Below are 19868 nucleotides of genomic sequence, written 5' to 3'. Positions count from 1 at the left end.
TCGTGTAGTGTGAAGCGCGAGCCGTATTGACAGTCGTTCGCCGGGCCCTTTAAACGCGGCGAGACGAAGCGGCCTCTCCGATTGCAATGACGTGGGTCGGGAAGTTACGGGCGCCTGATGAGTGGGTTGGTGACTTTCAAATAAAACTGCGCCCCTGGTAACCAAGGGGCGCAGCAGTTTGGATCCCGGTAGTCGGTATGTCGACGACTTATCGGCCGACCACCGTGCCCGTGCAGACGCTCGTGTTGCCGATGTCGAGGTTCCACGTGCTCGCGTTGCTCAGGAATTCGTTCGAGATGGCCGTCTGGAAGTTCGTCGGAATCGTGTCGAAGCCGTTGCCATGAACGATAGAGGCGAAGCTTGGGTTTGTGTAATGAGCGTTTAGGAAATCATGCACGGCTGTTCCGACTGCCGGATCTGCATAACATTGGCTCAGGATGATGTAGCTCATACCGGAAATAGGGTAGCCCGACGGAGGGTTGCTTGTATTCATTTCCCAGTTTGCCGGATTGGCAGCATAGGACCTTAGCGCTGGCGGGTGAATAGCACCAAGCGCTCTCGTAGCATTCGTATACGTTGGCGCGTAGTAGACGCCATTCATCTTGTTCACGAGGCTGGCCACCGGCAGTTGCAGCGCGCCGGCCGACGTCATGACCGTGCTCGACGGGGCGAGGAACGTGTTCGCGTAATTTGGAGCCAGGTATGCAACAGCGGCCATACCGGCCGACGCATAGCTCGCCAACTGTCTACGCACGCCACCGTCACCCGAAGCAGCTATGAAGTTCGACGGCACGACGCCGCCCGGGAACGAAGCCGTGAATGTCATCGAATCGAAGAACGTCACACCCGCGGCCGTGTTGCCGGCCCAGCAGACAGCAGCCAGGTGGCGCGTCAGCAGTTCGGTCGTGCCGCTGGCGTCCGAGCTATAGACGACTTTGATCGGTTCGTTCAGCACGTAGGGGGAGTTTGTTTCCGGATTGATGATCTGGTTCCAGTTCGTGAGCTTGCCCGAGAAGATGCCGCACAGATCGTCGTCGTTCAGCGCGATGCTGTGCGCTTGACCCGGTGTCGTTTGCGGCGTCGTCGTGCTTGTGACGGCCGGGCCGTTGACGACCGGAATCGTGATCGGCGTGACGATGTACGGGATCTGGATCAGCGGGCCGTTGGTCGCGCCGAGGCCGGCCTTGTACGACGTGAGCTGGGCGCTCGACAGTGCCGCATCGCTGTTCGCGAAGTGGACCGTGCCCGTGACCGTCGAACCGAAGAATGTCGGCTGGTTGTTCAGGAATGCGTTCTGGCCGGCGCCCGAACCCACCGAGAAATACGTGAACGAGCCTTCGGCGGTGCCGAACAGGCCGATTTCGGTCGCGGTGTTGCCGATCGTACCGATTGCCGGAGCAATGAGGGACGAGCCACCGCCTTGCACGTTAGGCGAGGCCATCGCGGCAATACCGCCGAGGCTGGAGAAAGCAAGAGCGATCGATTGGCAGAGCCTGCGGTGTTGATGAAGTCGCATGTGATAATTTCCGAGGAGAAGAGATGGCACGCCGGACTGACGTCAACGGTGCGTCGACCGAGGACAAATCGAGGACAAGTGAAAAACTGCGCCCGCGGATCTCCGGGGGCGCAGCCGTTCCGACGAGGTTAAGCTGATTGCCGGTCGCTTAGCGGCCGACCACCGTGCCCGTGCAGACGCTTGCGTTGCCGATGTCGAGGTTCCACGTGCTCGCGTTGCTCAGGAAGTCGTTCGAGATGGCCGTCTGGTAGTTCGACGGAACCGTGTCGAAGCCGTTGCCATGAACGATCGCCGCGAAGCTGGCGTTCGTGTAGTGGCTGTTCAGGAAGTCATGCACGGCTGTCTTCACCGTCGCATCCTTGTAGCACTGGCTCAGGATGATCTGGCTGGTGCCGGAAACCGGGTAGCCCGACACCGGGTTGCCGGCGGCCGGCACCCATTGCGAAGGATCCGAGGCTCCGGCCTTGAGTGCCGGCGGCTTGACCGTACCGAGCGCGGTCGACGCATTCGCATACGTCGGTGCGTAGTAGACGCCATTCGTCTTGTTCACGAGGCTGGCCACCGGCAGTTGCAGCGCGCCGGCCGACGTCACGACCGTGCTCGACGGGGCGAGGAACGTGTTCGTGTAGTCCGGGCTCAGGTAGGCAACGGCGGCACCGGTGGAGGACGACAGTGCATTGCGCACGCCGCTGCTGCCCGAAGCGCCGGTGAAGTTCGACGGCACGACGCCGCCCGGGAACGAAGCCGTGAACGTCAGCGAGTCGACGAACGTCACGCCCGTGGCCGTGTTGGTGGCCGAGCAGACAGCGGCCAGATGGCGGGTCAGCAGTTCGGTCGTGCCGCTGCCGTCCGTCCGGTAGATGACCTTGATCGGGCTGCTGGTCGGCGTCGTGGTCGACGAGAGGTACGTCGAACCCGTTTGCGGGTTGATGACCTGATTCCAGTCGGTCAGCTTGCCCGAGAAGATCCCGCACAGATCGTCGTCGTTCAGCGCGATGCTATGCGCTTGACCCGGCGTCGTTTGCGGCGTCGTCGTGCTCGTCACGGCCGGGCCGTTGACGACCGGCACCGTGATCGGCGTGACGATGTACGGAATCTGGATCAGCGGGCCGTTGGTCGCGCCGAGGCCGGCCTTGTACGACGTGAGCTGGGCGGTCGACAGGGCCGCATCGCTGTTCGCGAAGTGGACCGTGCCCGTGACGCCCGCGCCGAAGAACGTCGGCTGGTTGTTCAGGAACGCGTTCTGGCCGGCGCCCGAACCCACCGAGTAATACGTGAACGAGCCTTCGGCCGTGCCGAACAGGCCGATTTCGGTCGCGGTGTTGCCGATCGCGCCGATGGTCGGGGCGACGAGCGACGAACCGCCGCCGTGGATGTCCGCGGCCATCGCGGCCGTGGCGCCCAGACCGGAAACAACGAGAGCGAGGACTTGACAGATCTTGCGCTTGCTGGATTTCATGAGAAATTTCCTTGAACGAAGATAAACGGGAACCCCTGCTACTGCGGTTGGAATGCTTATGGACCGCCGGGTAAATGTAGGAGGTAATTCGAATGGCGCGTGTGAATTTTTCATAACGAATGGTGCGTAACATTTTTATCGATCAAGCCATTGCGTTATTCGAATTGATAAAGCGCCGATCGGAGTGTCATTCGACATGAGTTGGAGCGCCCATATACTGGGATTTGGCCGGAGTCGCTCGACGGATTGCGCACGAGAACCCGCGTCAGGCTTGATGGAAGCTGTTGACGTAACACGTGGGGCCGGGCCGCGCTATCCCAACTTCACGACGGTTTCGTGGCAGATGTTACGGAACATTGCGCACGTCGATGAATATCTTCCACTTCGAGGTACTTTTTTCGCTTGTCGCACGAATCTGTAAATGGAAGGTCGAGCAAGGTCGCATTGTATTTAATGTGTGTTCGATTAATTTACTGGATAAGCTTGAAATCGTTTTTACGTTATAAGAATGGCGAAGCCGGGTAATAAAACCCGTCAAAAAAGGTAGCCCAACATCCGTCACAAATCTGCGCTGGTTCGCTCCGTAGTCTTCCCCGGCGACTCCGTCCGGCACATTGCGCGCAGTCGCCGAAAAAAGTCGCACGCGTGACACGAGGGCACTGACATGTCGGCATTCCGCTACGAAGCGATCGATCCCACCGGCCGCACGCTGAAAGGCGTGCTCGAAGCCGACAGCGCGCGCGCCGGCCGCAGTCATCTGCGCACGCAGGGGCTCACGCCGCTCGTCGTAGAACTGGCCGCGCAGCGTCTGCACGGCGAGCGCCATCAACGGTTGTCGCTCGGCCGCAAGCTGTCGCAGCGCGAGCAGGCGATCATCACGCGCCAGCTCGCGAGCCTGCTGGTCGCGGGGCTGCCGCTCGACGAAGCGCTGTCGGTATTGAGCGAGCAGGCCGAACGCGAATACGTGCGCGAGCTGATGGCGTCGATCCGCGCGGAAATCGTCGGCGGCCATTCGTTCGCGAATGCGCTGAGCCAGCATCCGCGCGATTTCCCCGAGATCTATCGCGCGCTCGTCGCGGCCGGCGAGCACACGGGCAAGCTCGGCGTCGTGCTGTCGCGTCTGGCCGACTACATCGAACAAAGCAACGCGCTGAAGCAGAAGATCCTGCTGGCGTTCACGTATCCGGGCATCGTCACGCTGATCGCGTTCGGCATCGTCACGTTCCTGCTGAGCTACGTGGTGCCGCAGGTCGCGAACGTGTTCACCAGCACCAAGCAGCAACTGCCGACGCTGACGGTCGTGATGCTCGCGCTGTCGGACTTCGTGCGGCACTGGTGGTGGGCGTCGCTCGCGGCGACGGTCGCGATCGTCTATGCAATCCGCAAGGTGCTGTCGCGCGATGCGCCGCGGCTCAGGTTCGACACCTGGGTGCTCACCGCGCCGCTCGCGGGCAAGCTCGTGCGCGGCTACAACACGGTGCGCTTCGCGAGCACGCTCGGCATTCTCACGGCGGCCGGCGTGCCGATCCTGCGCGCGTTGCAGGCGGCTGGCGAGACGTTGTCGAACCGTGCGATGCGCGCGAACGTCGACGACGCGATCGTCCGTGTGCGCGAAGGCTCGGCGCTGTCGCGTGCGCTCGCGCATACGAAGACGTTTCCGCCGGTACTCGTGCACCTGATCCGCTCGGGCGAGGCGACGGGCGACGTGACGACGATGCTCGATCGTGCATCCGAAGGCGAATCGCGCGAACTGGAGCGCCGCACGATGTTCCTGACGAGCCTGCTCGAACCGCTGTTGATCCTCGCGATGGGCGGCGTGGTGCTCGTGATCGTGCTGGCGGTGATGATGCCGATCATCGAGCTGAACAACATGGTGCAGTGATGCGCGGCTCAGCGCACGAACGCGTTGGCCTTCTCCGCGGCGGGCAGCGCGATTTCGCGTTGCAGCCCGTTGCGGTCGACGACGATCGAGCGCGCGCGAACCTCGGCGAGCTTCGCGGCTTCGCCGATCGCCGCGCCGAGCGATACGACGCGCGATGCTTCGCCGCCGACGCTGACGATCGCGGCCGCTCGGCGTGCATCGAACGCGAGTACGCCGAGCAACTGGATGGCATCGCGGCCGTCGTCGGGTGTCGCGCCGAACAGCCGCGCGCCGGCCGCAACGTCGATCGGCGCGGGCGGCGGTGCAAGCGCCGCGACCGGCGCATCGGCGGTGCTCAATACGCGCACGGCCCACAGCGACACGGCGGCGAGTGCCGCGGCGGCGGCGAGCGTCGCCGCGAGCGGCACGAGATCGGTGCGGGACGGTGCGATGCGAAGCAGGTCGAATGGTTTCATGGCGACGGGTCGATGCGATGGACAGAAGACGTTTTCCATTCTTTGCCGCGAGGGTGAATGCATGATGACGGGCCTCAACGAAACCCGAACGCCGTACGCCTGCCAGGCGGGCAGACGAGCGCGTCGCCATACGCAACGCGGGTTCACGCTGATCGAGATCATGGTGGTGGTCGCGATTCTCGGGATTCTCGCGGCGCTGATCGTGCCGAAGATCATGAGCCGTCCCGACGAGGCGCGTCGCATCGCCGCGAAGCAGGACATCGGCACGATGATGCAGTCGCTGAACCTGTATCGCCTCGACAACGGCCGCTATCCGTCGCAGGAGCAGGGGCTCGCTGCGTTGATCCAGAAGCCGACAACCGATCCGGTACCGAACAACTGGAAGGACGGCGGTTACCTGGAGCGCTTGCCGAAGGATCCATGGGGCAACGCATATCAATACCTGAACCCGGGCGCGCACGGCGCGATCGACGTGTTCAGTTACGGTGCGGACGGCAAACCGGGCGGCGAGGGCAACGATGCGGACATCGGCTCGTGGCAGTGACGGAACGATGGGCATCCTGAACGGGCGCGGCCGGCGCGCGGGCGCCGCACGTCGCACGGCGGCGGGCTTCACGCTGCTGGAGATGCTCGTCGTGCTCGTGATCGTCGGGCTGCTGGTCGCGGTCGTCACGCTCGCGCCGTCGCGCAACCGGCGCACCGATCTGGCGGAGGAGGCGCAGCGCCTGGCGAACCTGCTCGAATCGGCCGGCGACGAAGCGCAGGTGCGCGCGATGCCGATCGCATGGCAGCCGGTCGGCGGAGGCTATCGCTTCGTACAGCGCACCGAAGGCGGCGGCTGGGCGCCGATGACCGACGACCTGTATCGCGCACGCCGCTGGGGCAGCGCAGTGACGGGCGTGTCGGTGCGTTACACGGGTGGCGGCGAAGCGCCGTCGCGGATCGTGCTCGGCAGCGAAAGCATCGATGTGCCGGTGACGATCACGCTGTGGTCCGGCGACGTGCGGATGGCCGTCGTCGGCACGGGCATCGGCAACTTCGTCGTGCGCCGGCCCTGAGCGGCACGCGTCATGGTCCACGTGCGCGCCGGCGATGCACGAAAGCGGTGCGGCGCGATCGTGTCGCGCGGCGATACGCTTCACCGGACTGTCACAGTGCCCGCTCACAATCTGTCGTTCGCTTGCGACGGAGCCGCTCACGGGGATGCACGCTTCGGCACGCGGCGTGCAACTCCACTTCCGTCCAGGGATTCATGACTCGTTCACGGGCGCCGACCGGTGTCCTGGCGCTCGTCGCGTGGCTCGTGTTGGTCGTGCTGTCGATACGCGGCGTGCACGCGCAGGAGACCGGTTCCATCGGCCGCCAGCCGGGCAGCGCGGTGCATTTCGATCTGCCCGCGCAGCCGCTCGCGAAGACGCTGCAGGATTTCGCGCGGCTCACCGAGCTGATCGTGCTCGCGCCGGCGCCGCTGCTCGACGGGCGCACGAGTGTGCCGGTCCAGGGCGATTTCGCGCCGCGCGACGCGCTCGAGCGGATGCTGGCCGGAACGGGGTTGCGTGCGGAATTCTCGCGTCCGGACGAAGCGATCATCGTCGCGCAGCCGGCCGCCGAGACGCCGCCCGCTCCGGCCGACACGCCGGCGGATGCGGCGTTGCCGATCGACGGGATCGGCGATTCCGGCGATCGGCGCGCGTTCGCGGGCCTGCTGCAGGCGCATCTGATCGATGCGCTGTGCGCGCAGCCGGCGGCGGTGCCGGGCAGCTATCGACTCGTCGCGCAGATGCGCATCGACAACAGGGGGGCGGTGGTGGCGGTCAACATGGTGGCATCGAGCGGTTCGGCCGCCCGCGACGCGGCGGTGATGCGCGCGCTGCGCGCGCTGAAGCTGGACGACGCGCCGCCTGCGGACCTGCCGCAGCCGGTCACGATCCTGCTGCGCCCGGCCGGCAACGGCGTGCATTTCCGTTGCCCGGCGCCGCAGCCGGCCGTTCGGGGCTAGGCCATCATGTCCGACAGCAACCGCTCCGGGCTCCGGAATCTGCTGGCGACGCGCTACGCGTACCTGGTCAGGCGGCTGGAACGCGTGACGGGGTCGAAGGACGGCGCCGCCGACGCGCTGCACGAAACCTGGCTGCGCCTCGAGAACGCGAACGTCTCCACGCAGGTGACGAACGCGGACGCCTATATACTCGGGATGGCGAACAATGTCGCGATCGACCAGCATCGGCGCGAACGGCGGCATCTGCACGACGACGACGTCGAGACGCTGCTGGAGGTGCCCGACGAACTGGCCGATCCCGAGCGCATCGTCGCGGCGCGCCGCAAGGTCGAGACGCTGAAGGACGTGCTGCGCGGCCTGCCGCCGCGGCGTCGCGCGATTTTGCTGGCCGCCCGCGTGGACGGCCTGCTGAATCGCGAGATCGCCGAGCATTTCGGCATTTCGCTGCGGCTCGTCGAAAGCGAGCTGAGCGCGGCGATGAAGTACTGCCTGCAGCGGATGCAGGAAGACGGCGATTCGTACGCGGGCACGCGAGGCGGCCCGCGCAAATTTTGAGCATCCGGACGATGACGAAAGCCCAGGCCCAACCTGCCCACGACGAACTCGACGAAGCGAGTGCGTGGCTGCTGCGTCTGCGCTCGGGGGACGCGAGCCAGGACGACGCCGACGCGTTCGAACGCTGGTGCAAGGATCGTCCGCAAGCCGCCGATCTGCTGCGCGGCACCTGGAGCTCGCTGCGCACGGCCGCGACCGAACTCGCGCACGAGGAGCGCACGGCCGCGGCCTGGGCACAGGTCGCCAGGCGCGAACGCACGATGCGCACTGGGCGGCGCGCGTTCATCGGCTTCGCGGTCGCCGCGGGCGCGTCGTGGCTCGCCGTGCGGCCGCCGCTGCAGCTATGGCCGTCGCTCGGCGACATCGCGGCCGATTACCACACGGGTACCGGCGAGCAGCGCAGCGTCGCGCTGTCGCCGCGCGTCACGGTCGAACTGAATACGCAAACGCGCCTCGACGTGCTGCCGGCGAGCGATGCCGCGCATGGCGTCGAAGTCGTCGCGGGCGAGGCGGAGATCGACGCTATCGCGCCGCCGGCCGGCCGCGCGACGCCGATTCAGCCCGTCACGGTGGTGGCGGGCGGCGGCCGCATGAGGGCGCTGGTCGCGCGTTTCAACGTGCGGCGTACGGGCTCGCAGGTCTGCGTGACGTGCCTGTCCGGCACGGTCACGCTCGAACATCCGCGCGGCGCACGTACGCTGAGCGCCGACGATCAGGTCGTCTACGACGACCGCGGCGTACAGTCGGTGTCGCGGACCGATCCGGGCGCCGTCAGCGCGTGGCGACGCGGCATGCTGGTGTTCAACGGCGTGCCGCTGTCGGACGTCGTCGACGAGATCAACCGCTACCGGCGCGGCAAGGTCATCCTGCGCAGCGCGTCGCTCGGCGCGAACCGAATGCAGGCGCAGTTTCCGATCACGCGGCTCGACGACGTGATCGACATGGTCGGCCGCCTGTACGGCGCGCACATCACGCGCCTGCCCGGCAACATCGTGCTGCTGAGCTGAGCTGCTTTCCCCGCGTTCCGCTTTCCTTCCTTTCTCCCGTTTCCATCCGGCCGTTGCTCCGCCTGCCGCGGTGCTGCCCGCGCTGCGGGTTACGGCGCGTCGATACGACCTTATCCATGAGGGCCGGCAAACGCCGGGCCGTCACGCGTGACGGCCCGGTGGGGCGTCGTCGGACCCGAGGCGTGGGTGGCAAGCGCCCGGCCGCGCAGCGATGCGCGGTGGGGGGATGTGTGTCGAGGGAGCTTCGGGCGGTGGCGTGATCATGAACGAATCGCAACGGGATACGGATTCCGGCGACGCGGGCACGCGCGCCGACGCGATCCGCGAGGGCGCGGTGCGCTGGCTGCTGTGGCTGCGCGCCGGCGACACGACTGAACGGGAGCGCGACGCTTTCGGGCGGTGGCGCGCACAGAGCGACGAGCATGCACGCACGGTGCGCGAGCTGATCTGGATGTGGGCCGTGCTGGAGACGGTCGGCCGCCCGGAGCCGGGCGAGCCGGGTGGGTCCACGCGCACGCATTGACGCGCCGCATTGGCGTTGCAAGAAAGTTTGCGGGTTAGGCGGGGCCGCTGCGACCTTGTATATGAGAGAGCGAGGGGCCGTGAAGAGGGGCGATGGCGTGGAGATCGGGGAACGGGGGCCGGAATGGGCCCCCGGATCGCCCGTCATGCACGGTGGTCGGCGCGCGCGCCGGTCCATGCGGCATCGAGCGGATCGTCGGCATCGCGCAGCGGCTCGCGCAGAAACGGAAAGCGTTCGACGAACGGTGCGGATTCTTGCAGGGCCACGATATGGTTGACCATCCATTGCAGCAGTTCGCCGCCGTGCCGGACCTGTTCCGGACGCCAGTCCGGCATCGTCGAGAAGAGGGCGGAGAAGCCGCTCCAGCGCGACGGGCGGTCGTTGTCGCCGGGGCGGAAATAGGTATTCATCGCGACGTCGCGCGCCTGCGTCAGCGTGCCGACGAACAGCCCGTGCGGCGTCGGCACGCCGATCTGCTGCCAGCCTTCCGCGATCGCCAGCGAGCGCATCACGCGCGCCGCGACGAACGCGATGCGTGTCTCGTGCTCGATTTCCGCAAGCGACATCACGCCGTTGCGCTGCATGCAGCGCGCGACCGCGTGCGGCCGGATCGCATTCGACGCGAAACTGCGCAGCACGAGGTCGGGCACCGTCAGTTGAAGCTGGAATTCGCGCAAGCCGTGCTCGGCGCTCATCGTCGAGAAATGGACGAACAGCCCCTCTGCGTGACCGAGCGCGCCGACGTACGGTTCGAGCCCGAGGCGCACGAGTTTCGGCGCGATCTGACGCGCGAGCAATCGGAGCAGGTTGCGGCGATTGCGCACGCCCTTGAAATCGTCGAGGCCGCGCGTGACGATGTCGCTGATCTCCCAGCGGCGCTCGTCGGCGATGAGCCGCGGGGAGCCGCTCAGGTCGAACCGGGCGCGGCCGTGCGCCACGCGGGGATCTACGTACATGCCGGTGCCTCGTGCATTGATTGCGAATGGCCCGCCGCGACGGCGCGGCGTCGCGCGGAGCGGGTCGCTCACGATGCTGCGGGGTCGCTCGCGCTGCGTCAAGTGCGAACGCGTTGCGACGCGCGCGAGCGTATGCCGTTGCGGCGGCCCGCACGATCGACAGGACAGTGTGAGGTAACCCGATGATGCGCGCTGTCGTGGAACGCTTCGTCGAGCAGAGCCCGATGGCGATCATGGCGCGGCTCGTCCTGCAATGCGCGCTGCACGACGACTGGGTCGACGCCGCGGCGGGTGCCGGCGACGAGCCCGACGGCGAGTCGATCCGCGAGGCGCTGTTTGCCGTTGCCGTCGACGCGATCGCGGCGATTGCCGCGTGGCGGCGGATGCCGGATGCCGCCGGCGCCGTCGCGCCGGGGTTCGGCGCGGCCGTGACGGCGCTGCACGATTGCATGAGCCGGTGGCGGTCCGGCTGGGGGCGCGCGCTGGCCAGGGACAGCGTCGACCTGCTGCTGCCGGTCGCGTCGGTGCGCGGTGTCGACGGGGCGTGCGCCGTCGACGGGATGCGGCTGCGCGTGCTGGACGGCGCCGGCGAGGCCTGTGCGCCGCGCGCCGACGGTTGCGACTGCGGGCGCGCGTGCGACGACCCGGCGCGCGATGCGGCGGCAGGCGGTGCGCGCGTCCTGCCGGTGTACGACCCGGAGCTCGGGATGATCGTCGACCTGCTGCCTTGCGAGCGCGGCCGGTCGCACGAGCGTGCATTCGTCGGCGCGCTGCTCGAAGCGGTCCGGCCCGGCGAGCTGTGGATCGTCGACGGGCGCTTCGATACGGATGCGATCCTGTCCGGCTGGCCGCGCCGCGGCGGCGCGTTCGTGCTGCGCGAATACGGCCGCTCGGCCGCCTGCCGGCCGCTCGGCGACTGGCAGGACGCCGGCGTGTTCGGCACCGGGCGCGTTCGCGAACGATCCGTCGGGATGGCCGGCGAAGGCGGCGCGTCGGACACGTTTCGCCAGATCGAATGGGAACGCGCGGAGGCGCCCGGCGAAAGCGTCATGCTGCTGACCGACCTGTCGGCCGAGCGGTTCGACGCGCCGCAGATCGTGGCGCTGTCGCGCCGACGCTGGCGCGACGCGTTGCCGCTCGCGCTCGAGCCCGTGACGGGCGGCACGCCGTTCGGCGCCGTGCCCGCGCGTGCGGCGCTGCTGGCGAGCGGGATCGCCGCGTTCGCCTACAACGCGTTCAGCGTGATGACGCGCGTGGTCGGCGGCGCGCTCGATCTCGACGCGCGCGACGTCGCGCGCCTGCCGTCGCTGATCGCCGACGGCGTGACGGCCACCTATGCGGGCATGATGATCGCGCTGCCGCCGGACTGGTGGCAGCGTTACGACCGGTTGCCCGCGACGACGCTCGGCCAGATCGTGCGGATGCTCGCCGTGCACGTCGACCCGCGCAGCGAACGGCGGCGCCGCCGCGACAGCCGGTTGTCGTCGAAGTCGCAGGCATTGCTGCGCGCCGCGACGCTCGAGTGCCTGCTGCACGACAACGGCGACGATCCGGCCGCGAACGTCTTCAGCCTGCGCACGATCGCGATGGCGACGCGCGACTTCAGCAGCAATCCGTCGAAGGCGCTGCGGCACGCCGGCGAGGCGCTGGTGATGGTCACCAAGTACAACCGGCCGATCGCGCTGCTCGTGTCGATCGACGACTGGAACCGGCTCCTCGGCGAAGTGCGCGAGACGAGCTTCACGCGCTTGTCGTTCGATGCGGCGGCGTCGCCGGGCCAGCGACCGGTGACGTTGAGCGAGTCGTCGCTGAATTAGCCGGCGCCGATCGCACGTTGCCGGCTCGGCCCGGCTCGCCGTTCGCCGCGCCCGTCTCTGCCGCATCCGGCTTCAACTCGTCAGCCGCCGCACCCAGATCACCGACGTCCACGCGAAATTGCCGCTGCCGTAGCGTGCGATCAGCGTGTCCACGCGCGCGTTGATCCGCGCCGAATGCACGCGGCAATGCACGATGAAGTAGCCGCTGTTCACGCCGACGGCCGAGCCGTCCGGCAAAGTCGGGTTGCCGCCCTGCGCGGGCAGCAGGTATTCGGCGATGTCGCCGGTGCTCACGAAGTAGGCGGTCGCGCGCCGGTCGACGAGCCGCTTCGCCTGGCTCGCCGACAGCGTCGGGATCGCGGCGACGAGCACGGGTTCGGGCGCGGTGTTCGCGTTGACGACGGTCAGGTCGGGCAGGATCGTGACGTACGGCGCGAGCGCTTCGATCGCATGCGCGTCGTAGCCGGGAATGCGCGCGAGATCGTCGACGGACACGAGCTGCAGCGGCCAGCCGCCCGGGCCGTTCGCGTCGCGCAGCGAGCGCAGCATGTAGTCGGCCGTCGGTTGCGCGAGCGCCGGATCGAGCGACAACTGGCCGAGCAGGCGCCGGTACGCCAGCACGCCTTCGCCGTTGGACTGCCACGGCTTGCCGGGCGCGGCGCGCGACACGAGGTTCATCAGGTTGAAGCGCGCCTGCGCGTCCTCGACGCTGCCCGAGATCCACGCGCGCGACAGCTCCGCATTGACCGCCAGCGCGTCGGATGGCAGCAGGTCCGAGAGCTGCACGTCGGCGATGGGCGCCGACCATGGCTGGCCGACGAACGTGACGTTCGACGTCGCGCTTTGCGCGCGCAGCGTCGCGCGTGCCCATTCGACCGCGGCGCGCTCGATCCACATCGTCTGTGTCGCGAGCCGCTGGTTCTCGACGTCGCGCGTCGCGACCTGCTGGCGCCACAGCACGCTGGCCGCGAGCGTGGCCGCCAGCGCGACGACGAGCAGCACCGTCACGATCGCGATGCCGCGTTCGCGCCGCGCGTGCGCCGTCCTTCCTGTCCCGTATCGATGCATCCGCGTGCCCTCGCAGTGTCGGCGCGGTGCGCTCACACTTCGAACGCCAGCCACGCATGCGCGATGCTCGCATGCGCGGATGACGTGACGCCGAACAGCGCGGCGAGCCCCGCGACCCAGCATGCGAGCGTCGCGGGACGCATGCCGTCGTCGGCAAGCGGGCCGACCAGGTCGGCGATCGCGTGCGAGCGCCACAGCAGCAGCACGAACAGCGTGCAGCCGACGGTCATCGCGATCGCGAACGTGTGGGCTGCAACCGCGGGGCGGCGGGTGAACGGCGTGCGGTGATGCCGCTGGTTCGTCGCGACGATCGCGACCCCGTTCGCGACCGGCACGATCGCCATCGCGAGCGCCCAGAACAGCGGCTGATCGCTCGACGGATTGATCAGCAGCAGCGTGCCGATCGTCCAGATCGGCGGCGCGAGCAGCGTCAGCACGGACCACGACAGCAGTTGCCACGCGAGCCACGGCGAGCGCCAGCGCAGCGGCGGATCCGACGCGGCATGAGCGGCGCGCGGCCGCAACTGGCCCGGCATTCCGGCGGCGCCGGCCAACCGCCCGGCGAGCCACCGTACGAGCATCGTGGCGAATGACATGGAGTGTCCTGTCGTTGACATGTTCCGTTCTCAATAGCTAGGACGAAGCGGGCGGCTGCAAGCCGCAGGATTTCGTACGTGCTCGCGGCGTGCGGTGCAGCGTAAACGGTCCCGACGATCGCACCCCGTGGTTTGCGCGTGTTTCGTGAATATCTTCAGTCGAATGTCACAAAAACTTCCCGGTTGAAACCGGAGGATTGTCGGGCCGCACGCAGGCCGTCGCGTTTTCGCGCGCGGGCCGGGCAACGACATGTATACGAAATGGGGGCCACGCAAGGTCATGCGCCGCATCTCGCGCGGGCGAGCGGCTGCACGCATGCAGGCCGCTTGCGTCGACCGCTGCCCGTGCCGGCGGATCGGTCGACGTCACGCAAAAAACATTGCGGCAATGCGCGCTTCATTCCGTCTAGGTAGGTGGGAGCTGCGACTTGGTGCGCCGTACGCGGCCCCGCGACCGATGCGCGTGCACCGGGCCGACGGGCCGGCAGGCAAGCGAGCATTTTTTCTCATCAGGCGGCGTGAAGCCGACAGGTGCATGACAGTGGAACAGTTCGAGGAAACCCGCCCGGCGGGCGAAAGCGGCGCGCCGACGGACGACGTATCGGCGCGGCAGGCGGAAGCGCTGTCGCCGGTCATCAACCTGCGCGACACCGGGCGCTTTCTGCAGGTGCTCGAGGCGCTCGGGTGCTCGCTGGCCGTGAGCCGCCGCCCGTCCGGCGTGGCCGTGATCGGCGTCGACGATGGCGCGCCGACGCTGTCCGCATGCTTGTTGCCGCGCTCGATGGGGATGGCCGTGTCGGGCAAGCGGCTCGCGATCGCGACGATGCACGAGCTGATGGTGTTCGCCAACGTATCGACACTCGCGCCGCACTATCCGGCCCGACCGGATCACTACGACGCGATGTTCGTGCCGCGCATGTCCTATTACACGGGCGATCTCGACCTGCACGACATGGCGTTCGACAAGCACGTGCTGCTCGCGGTCAACACACGCTATTCCTGTATCAGCGTGATCGACGGCTATTTCAACTTCACGCCGATCTGGCAGCCGCCGTTCGTGACCGAGACCACGCCGGACGATCGCTGCCACCTGAACGGCATGGCGTTCGCCGACGGCAAGGTGCGGTTCGCGACGGCGCTTGGCATGAGCAACGAGCCGTTCGGCTGGCGCAGCGGAATGGCCGCCGGCGGCATCGTGATGGAGGTGCCGTCCGGCCGGATCGTCGCATCGGGGCTGTCGATGCCGCATTCGCCGCGCGTGATCGGCGCTCGCCTGCACGTGCTCGAAGGCGGTCGCGGCCACGTGCTGCAGATCGATCCGCAGTCGGGCGCGCGGCGCGTGCTCGCGAAGCTGCCGGGCTTCACGCACGGTCTCGCCGAATACGGGGGCGTGCTGTTCGTCGGGCTGTCGAAGTTGCGCGACAAACGCGGCCCGCAGGGGTTGCCGATCGAAAGCGAATCGGATGCGCTGGTCGCGGGGGTCGCCGCGCTCGACGCGAACACCGGCGACGTGCTCGGCATCCTGCAGTTCTTCAACGGCGTCGACGAGATCTTCGACGTGCAGGTGATCCCGAACGTGCGACGTGCCGAAATCCTGAGCCCCCATCAATGGGCCGAGACACCGTCGATCGTGACGATGCAAGGCGGCTTCTGGCAGACGCGTCCGCGCGAGGACGACGAACCGGCGAAGGCGGCGGAGCGTGCACGATGAAGATCGATCGTTGCGGGTTTCCCGACGTCGTTTCGTCCTTATCGGTAGACGTGCCCCGCGACGAGCGGCGCGTGTCGCCGCAGCGGGCCGGCGGGGTGTTGTGGCTCACCGGGTTGTCCGGCGCGGGCAAGACGACGTTGGCCGACGCGGTAGCGGCGCGACTGCGCGACCGACGCATGCATGCGGTGGTGCTCGACGGTGATCGGCTGCGCACGGGGCTGAATCGGGATCTCGGTTTTACGGTGCAGGATCGTTTCGAAAACGTACGGCGCATCGCCGAAGTCGCGGCACTGACGAGCGAATCCGGCGCGCTGGCGATCGTCGCGGTCATTTCGCCGCTCGCGGCGATGCGCGATGCGGCGAGAGCGATCGTGGGGCCGGCGTTCCGCGAAGTGTACGTGAGCACGCCGCTGGTGTGCTGCGAGGCGCGGGATCCGAAGGGGTTGTATGCGAAGGCGCGGTGCGGCGCGCTGCCGGAATTCACGGGTGTGTCGGCGCCGTACGAACCGCCGGTGAAAGCCGATCTCACGCTCGATACCGGCCGCGCATCGCTCGCGACGTGCGTCGATACGCTGTTGCAGTTCACCGTGACGCAGTTCGGCTTTCACGCGGATGCGCAGGCGGTGCCGACACATCACGGCTGAGTTCGGTTCGACGGCATAAAGAGCATTGCGCGGTTCATGATAAGGATGGCGAATCAATCGTCATCAAAGTGAAACAGGCAACTGATAGCGGGGCGAGCGACGGGGTCGCGACAGCTTCGCTGCGTCCGGAACAACAAAGGGGAATGGCGCATGCCGCCGAGAGTAGACCGCAAGTCACGCGAACGATGGCGGCTGAATGGCCGATGCCTGGCCGGTGCCGTGCTGGCCGGAGGCTTGAGCGTCGCGCCGGGCGTTCATGCGCAGGACGCTGCCGCGCCGGCCGCGAAGGCGGCGCCCGCCGCGCCGCAGTCGTTCGACGTGAATGCCTTCGTGGTGCGTGGCAACACGACATTGCCGACGCTCGAGATCGAGAAGGCCGTGTATCCGTTCGAAGGGCCGGGCCGCACGCTCGCCGACGTGAACGCGGCCCGCGATGCGTTGCAGAAGGCGTACCAGGATCGCGGCTACCAGTCGGTCGTCGTCGAGTTGCCGCAGCAGCAGGTGAAGAACGGCGTGATCCTGCTGCAGGTGACCGAGGCGAAGGTCGGGCGCTTGCGTGTGGACGGCGCGCAATACAACTCGCCGCAGAACATCCGCGACGCGGTGCCCGCGCTGGCCGAAGGCAAGGTGCCGGATTTCAACCAGGCACAGCAGCAGCTCACCGACCTGAACCGCTCGGCGGACCGCCAGGTGATTCCGGTGCTGAAGCCGGGCGCGCTGCCGCAGACGGTCGACGTCGACCTGAAGGTCGACGATCACAGCCCGCTGCACGGCTCGCTCGAACTGAACAACGACAACAGCCCCGGCACGTCGACGCTGCGCACGACCGCGAGCCTCAGCTATTCGAATCTGTGGCAGCTCGGCCACGTGATTTCCGGCACCTACGTGATCGCGCCGCAGCATCCGAACGATGCGCGCGTCTACGCATTCTCGTATCTCGCGCCGATCAAGGATTCGCGCTGGAGCTTTCTGGCGACGGTCGTGCATTCGGACAGCAACGTCGCGTCGGTCGGCAACACCAACGTGCTCGGCAAGGGCACCACGTACGGCTTCACCGCGATCTATTCGCTGCCGGCGACGGAGACCTACGCGCATACGGTCAGCATCGAGATCGACCGCAAGCACTACGACGAAGACGTGTCGCTGCCGGGCCAGGGCGGCTCGACGGCGCCGCTCACGTACGTGCCGGTGACGCTGTCGTACAACGGCCAGCTGAGCCTGAAGAACTCGCAGACGTCGTTCTCCGCGTCGCTGACGACGAACATCCGCGGCCTCGGCAGCGACTGGGGCGCATGGGACAACAAGCGCTACAACGCGACGCCCGATTTCGTGTACGGCAAGTTCGACGTGAATCACACGCAGCGCTTCGCGAACGACATGCAGGCCAATGCGCACGTGAGCGCCCAGATCTCGAACTCGCCGCTCGTGTCGAGCGAGCAGTTTGCCGCCGGCGGGATGAACAGCGTGCGCGGCTACATGCAGGCGGAAGACACGGCCGACAGCGGCGTGATCGCGTCGCTGGAGTTGCGCAGCCCGTCGCTGTCGAAGTGGCTGGGCGGCGCGGTCGGCAGCCGGGTGAACGAATGGCGCTTCCATGCGTTCTTCGACGCGGCGCACCTGTGGCTGCTGAGCCCGCTGCCGGAGCAGACGTCGCGCTTCAACCTGATGAGCGTCGGCGTCGGCACGCGGCTGCAGCTCATGAAATACGCGAGCGCGGATTTCGAGGCCGGCTGGCCGTTGAAGGCCGGCGTCTACACGCGGCAGTACAGCCCGCGGTTCGATTTCTACGTAAGGCTGGGTTTCTGACGGATTTTTTGATCGTGGCGGGGCGATGCGACGAGCGCGGCGCCCGCCCATTCGGGGAGTGGATCGTGAAGCGAGTCTTGTTTTTCCTGTTGGCGGTGATGCTCGGCGTGCTGCCCGGCATCGCGAACGCATGGTGGCAGAACGACTGGTCGTACCGAAAGGCGATCACGATCGACGCGAGCCCGAAGGGCGCGAACCTCGCGGAATCGGCCGGCCGCGTGCCGCTGCTGATTCGCCTGCATTCGGGCAACTTCCAGTTCGACGGGCTGGCCGACAACGGCGCCGACATCCGCTTCGTCGCGGCCGACGACAAGACGCCGCTGAATTTCCATGTCGAGCAATACGATCCGGTGCTCGGCGTCGCGCTGATCTGGGTCGACGTGCCGAAGATGCCGGCGGGCGCCGCGGAGTCGATCTGGATGTACTACGGCAACAAGAAGGCGCCGGACGGCGGCAAGCCGGCCGAGACGTTCGATGCCGATTACACGCTCGTCTATCACTTCAACGGTGCGGCCGGCGCCCCGCCGAAGGACGCGACCGCGTACGGCAACCACGCGCAGAACGCGTCGTTCCGCACGATCGAGGACGGCATCGTCGGCAAGGGCGCGCGGTTCGACGGCACGGGGTCGCTGACGCTGCCGGCGAGCCCGTCGCTGAACGTGCCGGCCGGCGGCAGCTTCACGTTCAGCGCGTGGGTCAAGCCGTCGGCGCTCGCGCCGAACACGCTGCTGTACGGCCGCCGCGACGGCGCGAATGCGCTGCTGATCGGCCTCGACAACGGCGTGCCGTTCGCGGAAGTCCAGGGCGGCGCGGCGCCCGTGCGCACGCCGGCCGCGTCGCCGGTCGCCGCGAACCAGTGGACGTATGTCGCGGCGACGGCCGACGGCAAGAATCTGACCGTCTACGTGAACGGCAAGCAGGCCGCGCAGGTCGCGGCAACGCTGCCCGCGCTGAACGGCGTGACGACGATCGGCGCGGACGCGGCGGGTGCGCCGGCCGGGTTCGCCGCGTATGCGGGCGCACTCGACGAACTGCGCCTGTCGAAGATCGCGCGTTCGCCCGCCGCACTCGCGGTCGACGCGCTCGCGCAGGGCTCGGAATCGAAGCTGGTCGCGTACGGCGCCGACGAGAAGCAGTCGGGCTTCGGCTTCGGCTACTTCGGCGTGATCGTGCAGTCGGTGACCGTCGACGCGTGGGTCGTGATCACGATCCTGCTCGGGATGGCGCTCGTGTCGTGGATCGTGATGTGGACGAAGGCACGCTACGTCGGCACCGTCGACAAGGCGAACCAGTATTTCGTGCAGCGTTTCCGCGAAGTGGCCGGGCGTCACCTGGTCGGCCTCGCGCACGTCGACGAAGGCAGTGCGGAAGGGCGGCGCCTGTACCAGTCGTCGCTGTACCGGCTGTACAAGGCCGGCGTGCATGAAATTCACAGCCGCGTGGACGGCAACGGCCGCACGGTGATCACGTCCGAATCGATCGAGGCGATCCGCGCGTCGATGGACGCGACGCTCGTGCGCGAGAACCAGCGACTGTCGAAATCGATGGTGCTGTTGACGATCGCGATCTCGGGCGGCCCGTTCCTCGGCCTGCTCGGCACGGTGGTCGGCGTGATGATCACGTTCGCGGCGATCGCGGCGGCCGGCGACGTGAACGTGAACGCGATCGCACCGGGTATCGCGGCCGCGCTGCTCGCCACCGTCACGGGCCTGTTCGTCGCGATTCCCGCGCTGTTCGGCTACAACTACCTGCTGATCCGCAACAAGAACGTGACCGCGAACATGCAGGTGTTCGTCGACGAATTCGTCACGCGCCTGGCCGAAGCGCACCGCGCGCCCGACCACGCGGTGCTGGCCGACTGAACGCACGCAGGA

Annotated in this window: 18 protein-coding genes; 12 read left to right on the top strand and 6 right to left on the bottom strand. The window is 67.5% G+C overall.

The features are described 5' to 3' along the window. Window positions 1–208 precede the first annotated feature (208 nt). Together WT24_RS06365 and WT24_RS06360 are read right to left on the bottom strand one after the other, a co-directional pair. Window positions 209–1516, bottom strand: coding sequence for a substrate-binding domain-containing protein (locus WT24_RS06365; RefSeq protein ID WP_060032002.1), 1308 nt, complete (start codon window positions 1514–1516; stop codon window positions 209–211). A 148-nt stretch (window positions 1517–1664) separates the two neighbouring features. After that, window positions 1665–2975 carry a substrate-binding domain-containing protein gene (locus tag WT24_RS06360; protein ID WP_059789683.1) on the bottom strand — a complete coding sequence of 437 codons (1311 nt, stop codon included), beginning with the start codon at window positions 2973–2975 and terminating at the stop codon, window positions 1665–1667. 664 nt (window positions 2976–3639) lie between these two features. Here WT24_RS06360 and gspF point away from each other — a divergent pair. Continuing rightward, on the top strand, window positions 3640–4857 hold the full coding sequence (gene gspF / locus WT24_RS06355; protein ID WP_059789682.1) for a type II secretion system inner membrane protein GspF: 1218 nt from the start codon (window positions 3640–3642) through the stop codon (window positions 4855–4857). An 8-nt stretch (window positions 4858–4865) separates the two neighbouring features. On the opposite strand, the gene WT24_RS06350 is transcribed toward gspF, so the two are convergent. Further along, window positions 4866–5312, bottom strand: a complete 447-nt coding sequence (locus WT24_RS06350) for a general secretion pathway protein GspC (RefSeq protein ID WP_060031999.1) — start codon at window positions 5310–5312, stop codon at window positions 4866–4868. Window positions 5313–5376: 64 nt separating this feature from the next. On the opposite strand from WT24_RS06350, the gene gspG reads away from it, so the two are divergent. The 6 genes from gspG to WT24_RS06320 all read left to right on the top strand — a co-directional run bounded on the left by gspG (window position 5377) and on the right by WT24_RS06320 (window position 9396). Further along, window positions 5377–5856, top strand: coding sequence for a type II secretion system major pseudopilin GspG (gene gspG, locus WT24_RS06345; protein WP_060032108.1), 480 nt, complete (start codon window positions 5377–5379; stop codon window positions 5854–5856). After that, a complete protein-coding gene (locus WT24_RS06340; protein ID WP_082742104.1) occupies window positions 5831–6370 on the top strand; it encodes a GspH/FimT family pseudopilin in 540 nt (179 codons plus the stop codon). The genes gspG and WT24_RS06340 overlap by 26 nt, the downstream gene beginning before the upstream one ends. Window positions 6371–6564: 194 nt before the next feature. Then, on the top strand, window positions 6565–7311 hold the full coding sequence (locus WT24_RS06335; protein ID WP_060031993.1) for a secretin and TonB N-terminal domain-containing protein: 747 nt from the start codon (window positions 6565–6567) through the stop codon (window positions 7309–7311). 6 nt (window positions 7312–7317) lie between these two features. After that, complete coding sequence (locus tag WT24_RS06330) at window positions 7318–7866, top strand: RNA polymerase sigma factor (protein WP_059789679.1); 549 nt, start codon at window positions 7318–7320, stop codon at window positions 7864–7866. A gap of 11 nt (window positions 7867–7877) precedes the next feature. Next, the gene (locus WT24_RS06325; RefSeq protein ID WP_060031990.1) at window positions 7878–8873 is read left to right on the top strand and encodes a FecR domain-containing protein; all 996 of its coding nucleotides are present in this window, start codon (window positions 7878–7880) and stop codon (window positions 8871–8873) included. A 262-nt stretch (window positions 8874–9135) separates the two neighbouring features. Further along, a complete protein-coding gene (locus tag WT24_RS06320) occupies window positions 9136–9396 on the top strand; it encodes a DUF4880 domain-containing protein (RefSeq protein WP_257127437.1) in 261 nt (86 codons plus the stop codon). Between the two features lie 143 nt (window positions 9397–9539). Here the strand turns inward: WT24_RS06320 and WT24_RS06315 are convergent, their stop codons facing one another. Continuing rightward, a complete protein-coding gene (locus WT24_RS06315; RefSeq protein WP_060031984.1) occupies window positions 9540–10352 on the bottom strand; it encodes a hypothetical protein in 813 nt (270 codons plus the stop codon). A 182-nt stretch (window positions 10353–10534) separates the two neighbouring features. Between WT24_RS06315 and WT24_RS06310 the strand changes: the two genes are divergently transcribed. Further along, complete coding sequence (locus WT24_RS06310; protein ID WP_060031981.1) at window positions 10535–12169, top strand: transposase; 1635 nt, start codon at window positions 10535–10537, stop codon at window positions 12167–12169. Between the two features lie 72 nt (window positions 12170–12241). Here the strand turns inward: WT24_RS06310 and gspK are convergent, their stop codons facing one another. Next, window positions 12242–13237 carry a type II secretion system minor pseudopilin GspK gene (gspK, locus tag WT24_RS06305; protein ID WP_060032105.1) on the bottom strand — a complete coding sequence of 332 codons (996 nt, stop codon included), beginning with the start codon at window positions 13235–13237 and terminating at the stop codon, window positions 12242–12244. Between the two features lie 32 nt (window positions 13238–13269). Continuing rightward, window positions 13270–13833, bottom strand: coding sequence for a hypothetical protein (locus WT24_RS06300; protein WP_060031978.1), 564 nt, complete (start codon window positions 13831–13833; stop codon window positions 13270–13272). A 535-nt stretch (window positions 13834–14368) separates the two neighbouring features. On the opposite strand from WT24_RS06300, the gene WT24_RS06295 reads away from it, so the two are divergent. The 4 genes from WT24_RS06295 (at window position 14369) to WT24_RS06280 (ending at window position 19856) form a co-directional block, all read left to right on the top strand. Beyond that, window positions 14369–15544, top strand: coding sequence for a TIGR03032 family protein (locus WT24_RS06295; RefSeq protein WP_060031975.1), 1176 nt, complete (start codon window positions 14369–14371; stop codon window positions 15542–15544). Then, the gene (cysC, locus tag WT24_RS06290; RefSeq protein WP_060031971.1) at window positions 15541–16188 is read left to right on the top strand and encodes an adenylyl-sulfate kinase; all 648 of its coding nucleotides are present in this window, start codon (window positions 15541–15543) and stop codon (window positions 16186–16188) included. The genes WT24_RS06295 and cysC overlap by 4 nt, the downstream gene beginning before the upstream one ends. A gap of 150 nt (window positions 16189–16338) precedes the next feature. Continuing rightward, window positions 16339–17994 carry a ShlB/FhaC/HecB family hemolysin secretion/activation protein gene (locus WT24_RS06285; protein ID WP_257127436.1) on the top strand — a complete coding sequence of 552 codons (1656 nt, stop codon included), beginning with the start codon at window positions 16339–16341 and terminating at the stop codon, window positions 17992–17994. A 65-nt stretch (window positions 17995–18059) separates the two neighbouring features. Then, a complete protein-coding gene (locus tag WT24_RS06280) occupies window positions 18060–19856 on the top strand; it encodes a DUF2341 domain-containing protein (protein WP_060032097.1) in 1797 nt (598 codons plus the stop codon). Window positions 19857–19868: the final 12 nt, after the last annotated feature.

This window comes from Burkholderia sp. MSMB1078WGS (assembly GCF_001528895.1).
In the GTDB taxonomy this organism is placed as follows: domain Bacteria; phylum Pseudomonadota; class Gammaproteobacteria; order Burkholderiales; family Burkholderiaceae; genus Burkholderia.
The sequence above is the reverse complement of the archived record's forward strand: the minus strand, read 5'-3'. Positions and strand labels throughout refer to the sequence as shown.

What these genes read in the sequence shown, in the direction of transcription:
- WT24_RS06335 (WP_060031993.1), top strand. Translation starts at nt 6,565, where the DNA reads ATGACTCGTTCACGGGCGCCGACCGGTGTCCTGGCGCTCGTCGCGTGG.
- WT24_RS06325 (WP_060031990.1), top strand. Translation starts at nt 7,878, where the DNA reads ATGACGAAAGCCCAGGCCCAACCTGCCCACGACGAACTCGACGAAGCG.
- WT24_RS06365 (WP_060032002.1), bottom strand. Translation starts at nt 1,516, where the DNA reads ATGCGACTTCATCAACACCGCAGGCTCTGCCAATCGATCGCTCTTGCT.
- gspG (WP_060032108.1), top strand. Translation starts at nt 5,377, where the DNA reads ATGACGGGCCTCAACGAAACCCGAACGCCGTACGCCTGCCAGGCGGGC.
- cysC (WP_060031971.1), top strand. Translation starts at nt 15,541, where the DNA reads ATGAAGATCGATCGTTGCGGGTTTCCCGACGTCGTTTCGTCCTTATCG.
- WT24_RS06350 (WP_060031999.1), bottom strand. Translation starts at nt 5,312, where the DNA reads ATGAAACCATTCGACCTGCTTCGCATCGCACCGTCCCGCACCGATCTC.
- WT24_RS06330 (WP_059789679.1), top strand. Translation starts at nt 7,318, where the DNA reads ATGTCCGACAGCAACCGCTCCGGGCTCCGGAATCTGCTGGCGACGCGC.
- WT24_RS06340 (WP_082742104.1), top strand. Translation starts at nt 5,831, where the DNA reads ATGCGGACATCGGCTCGTGGCAGTGACGGAACGATGGGCATCCTGAAC.
- WT24_RS06285 (WP_257127436.1), top strand. Translation starts at nt 16,339, where the DNA reads ATGCCGCCGAGAGTAGACCGCAAGTCACGCGAACGATGGCGGCTGAAT.
- WT24_RS06300 (WP_060031978.1), bottom strand. Translation starts at nt 13,833, where the DNA reads ATGTCATTCGCCACGATGCTCGTACGGTGGCTCGCCGGGCGGTTGGCC.
- WT24_RS06360 (WP_059789683.1), bottom strand. Translation starts at nt 2,975, where the DNA reads ATGAAATCCAGCAAGCGCAAGATCTGTCAAGTCCTCGCTCTCGTTGTT.
- gspF (WP_059789682.1), top strand. Translation starts at nt 3,640, where the DNA reads ATGTCGGCATTCCGCTACGAAGCGATCGATCCCACCGGCCGCACGCTG.
- WT24_RS06315 (WP_060031984.1), bottom strand. Translation starts at nt 10,352, where the DNA reads ATGTACGTAGATCCCCGCGTGGCGCACGGCCGCGCCCGGTTCGACCTG.
- WT24_RS06295 (WP_060031975.1), top strand. Translation starts at nt 14,369, where the DNA reads ATGACAGTGGAACAGTTCGAGGAAACCCGCCCGGCGGGCGAAAGCGGC.
- WT24_RS06320 (WP_257127437.1), top strand. Translation starts at nt 9,136, where the DNA reads ATGAACGAATCGCAACGGGATACGGATTCCGGCGACGCGGGCACGCGC.
- WT24_RS06310 (WP_060031981.1), top strand. Translation starts at nt 10,535, where the DNA reads ATGATGCGCGCTGTCGTGGAACGCTTCGTCGAGCAGAGCCCGATGGCG.
- gspK (WP_060032105.1), bottom strand. Translation starts at nt 13,237, where the DNA reads ATGCATCGATACGGGACAGGAAGGACGGCGCACGCGCGGCGCGAACGC.